General features: G+C 68.4%; 4 protein-coding genes. 1 reads left to right on the top strand and 3 read right to left on the bottom strand.

The window, feature by feature from the left end; genetic code table 11:
• The 3 genes from ACFDTC_RS10400 to choX all read right to left on the bottom strand — a co-directional run.
• The coding region (locus ACFDTC_RS10400; protein ID WP_375258810.1) for an ATP-binding cassette domain-containing protein at positions 1–371 on the bottom strand (371 nt) is incomplete at its 3' end.
• Positions 368–1201: a choline ABC transporter permease subunit gene (gene choW, locus ACFDTC_RS10395; RefSeq protein ID WP_375258809.1), complete on the bottom strand. Its 834-nt coding sequence runs from the start codon at positions 1199–1201 to the stop codon at positions 368–370. The genes ACFDTC_RS10400 and choW, both read right to left, overlap by 4 nt.
• Positions 1202–1381: 180 nt before the next feature.
• Entirely contained in the window at positions 1382–2308 is a 927-nt protein-coding gene (choX, locus tag ACFDTC_RS10390) for a choline ABC transporter substrate-binding protein (protein WP_375258808.1), read from the bottom strand.
• A gap of 140 nt (positions 2309–2448) precedes the next feature.
• Between choX and ACFDTC_RS10385 the strand changes: the two genes are divergently transcribed.
• Positions 2449–3302: amidohydrolase family protein (locus ACFDTC_RS10385; RefSeq protein ID WP_375258807.1), on the top strand; the 854-nt coding region annotated here is incomplete at its 3' end.

Genomic DNA, 3302 nt, shown 5'->3' with positions numbered 1-3302 from the left:
AACACCATGGCGACATGGCCCTGCCGCACGCGACGCAGGGCCTGCGCCGAGCAATTGGTGACGTCGGTCACCTCGTCGCCGCAGGTCACGCGCACCGACCCGCGCGCCACTGGGTTCAGCCCGTTGACCGCGCGCAGCAGCGTCGACTTGCCCGAGCCCGACAGGCCCATGAGCACGAGGATCTCGCCTTCGGCCACGTCGATGGTGGCGTCGTGCACGCCCAGCACCTGACCGGTCGACGACTGGATCTCGCCTCGTTCCTGGCCCTGGTCGGCCAGCGGCAGCGCGGCCTGCGGGTCGTCTCCGAACACGATCGAGACGTTTTCGAAGGCGACCACGGTGCGGTTCGCGTCGTCCGGCATGTCGCTCATTTCCGCTCCACCCGCAGCGCGCGGTCCAGCATGATGGCGACGACGACGATGATCAGCCCCGCCTCGAAGCCCAGCCCGGTGTCGACGCGGTTCAGCGCGCGCACCACCGGCACGCCCAGCCCGTCGGCACCCACAAGCGCGGCGATCACGACCATCGACAGCGACAGCATGATCGTCTGGTTGAGGCCGGCCATGATCTGCGGAAAGGCCGACGGCAGTTCCACCTTCCACAGCTTCTGCGAGGGCGTGGCGCCGAAGGCGTCCGCGGCCTCGACCAGCGCGGTCGGCGTGGACGAGATGCCCAGATGCGTCAGGCGGATCGGCGCGGGGACCACGAAGATCACCGTGGCGATCAGGCCGGGCACCATGCCGATGCCGAAGAACACGATCGCCGGGATCAGGTAGACGAAGGTGGGCAGCGTCTGCATCAGGTCCAGGACCGGGCGCAGCGAGGCGTAGAGCTTCGGCCGGTGTGCGGCGGCGATGCCGATGGGCACGCCCACGCCCATGCAGACCACGCAGGCCGCCAGAACCAGCGTCAGGCTCTCGGTCGTCTCTTCCCAGTAGCCCTGGTTGAGGACGAACAGGAAGCCCAAAGCCACGAAGGCCGGCACCTTCCACGACCGGTGCAGCGCCCAGACGGCGGCGGTCAGCACCGCCACCACGATCAGCGGGTGCGGCGTCTGCAACAGCCACAGCACGGCGTCGATCAGCCATTCCATGACGATGGCCAGCCCGTCGAAGAACCACGCCGCGTTGATCTGCAGCCAGCCGAAGACGGCCTCGGCCACGTCGTCCACGGGAATCTTGTTATCCGTCAGCCAGTTCATGCCGTGCCAGCCCTTTCCTGTCGTCCCCGTCGCCGGCCGTCCGGCGCGGCATCATCCGGCGCAACCGCGGTGCCCCGGGGGCGGTGCGCGGTCGCGAGCGCGGGACCGGATCAGCCCCGCCCCGGGTCGAAGACGACCCGGCCTCGGATAGGGCGCGCGAGGACCGCGCGCCCGGAACGGTCACTCGCGCTCGACCAGCGACATGGCGGCTTCCATCGCGTCGCCGCCGTCCTTGGTGGTCACGCCTTCGAGCCAGGTTTCCAGCACGCCCTGGTTCGACGCCAGCCATTGCTGTGCGGCCGCCCGCGGCTCCATGCCGTCGTCGAGGATCGAGGCCATGATCTCGTTCTCCATCGCGAGCGTGAACTCGAGGTTCTGAAGGAACTGGCCGACGTTCGGGCATTCCTCGACGAACCCGGCGGCGGTGTTGGTGTAGACGGTGGCGCCGCCCAGGTCCGGACCGAACCAGTCGTCGCCGCCGGTCAGGTAGGTCAGGTCGTAGTTCGCGTTCATAGGGTGCGGCTCCCACGCGAGGAAGACGATCGGCTCGTCACGGTTGCTCGCCCGGCCGACCTGCGCCAGCATTCCCTGTTCCGAGCTTTCGCGGATGTCGAAATCGCTCAGGCCGAAGGCGTCGGCCTCGATCATGTCGAGGATCAGGCGGTTGCCGTCGTTGCCCGGCTCGATCCCGTAGATGGTGGACTCCAGCGCGTCGGCGTGTTCGGCGATTGCCTCGAAGCTGTCGATGCCCAGCTCGGCGCCGGCGGCGTTGGTGGCCAGCGTGTACTTCGCGCCTTCGAGGTTGGCGCGCACGGTGTCGACGCTGCCGTCCTCGGTGTAGGGCGCGATGTCGGCCTCCATCGTGGGCATCCAGTTGCCCAGGAACACGTCGATGTCGCCCGCGGCGAGCGAGGTGTACGTCACCGGCACGGACAGGACCTTGATCTCGGTGTCGTAGCCCAGCGCGTCCAGCACCAGCGTGGTCGCGGCGGTCGTCGCAGTGATGTCGGTCCAGCCGACGTCCGAGAAGGTGATCGTCTCGCAATCGGCCATCGCGGCAGTCGCGGTCAGGCCCAGCGCGCAGGCAGAGGTGGTCAGTCGCAGCATCGTGTCGTCCTCTCTGTCGGTTTGTTGTTGCGCGTAACTATTGCGCCTGCGGGCGGATTTGCAACCGAAGGCCGCCTGCCCCCTCGCCGCGCCGCCCGGGCCATGCCATGTTGTGCACGGAAAAAGGCGGGGCAAAGCGCATGGACTCCTTGGAGAAACGCATCGCGGCGGCGCGCGGCGAGACGCCGGCCGACATCGTGCTGCGCGGCGGCCGCGTGTTCGACCTGATGACCGGCGCGCTGCTCGAGGGCGACGTGGCGATCGTCGGTGACCGCATCGTCGGCACCTGCGATTCGTACGACGCCGCACAGGTGATCGACGTGACCGGGCTGATCCTGGTGCCCGGCTTCATCGACACGCACCTGCACGTCGAAAGCTCGCTTGTCACGCCGTTCGAGTTCGACCGCTGCGTGACGCCGCGCGGCGTGACCACCGCGATCTGCGACCCGCACGAGATCGCGAACGTCGTGGGCGCCGAGGGCATCCGCTACTTCCAGCGCGCCGCGCCGCACCTGCTGATGGACCTCAAGGTGCAGCTGTCGTCCTGCGTGCCGTCCACGGACATGGAGACCGCCGGCGCCGCGCTGTCGGCCGATGATCTCGCGGACCTGATGGGGGATCCGTCCGGGCTGGGGCTGGCCGAATTCATGAACTATCCCGGCGTGCTCCATCGCGATCCGGGCGCGATGGCCAAGCTGCGTCTCTTTGAAGGTGGGCACATCGACGGCCACGCGCCGCTGCTGTCGGGTCGCGACCTCAACGCCTATATCGCGGCCGGCATCCGGACCGAGCACGAGGCCACGTCCGAGGCCGAGGCGCGCGAGAAGCTGCAAAAGGGCCTGCGCGTTCTGATCCGCGAGGGGTCCGTGTCTAAGGACCTGCACGCGCTGGCGCCCCTGCTGACCGAGATAACGGCGCCCTACATGTGCCTGTGCACCGACGACCGGAACCCGCTCGACATCGGCGAGCACGGGCATCTCGACTACATGATCCG

The organism is Citreimonas sp., assembly GCF_042096055.1.
Classification (GTDB): Bacteria; Pseudomonadota; Alphaproteobacteria; order Rhodobacterales; family Rhodobacteraceae; genus Citreimonas.
This window is presented reverse-complemented; position numbering and strand designations above follow the sequence as displayed.

Coding starts and splice junctions, on each gene's coding strand:
- choW (WP_375258809.1), bottom strand. CDS start 1,201: ATGAACTGGCTGACGGATAACAAGATTCCCGTGGACGACGTGGCCGAG.
- choX (WP_375258808.1), bottom strand. CDS start 2,308: ATGCTGCGACTGACCACCTCTGCCTGCGCGCTGGGCCTGACCGCGACT.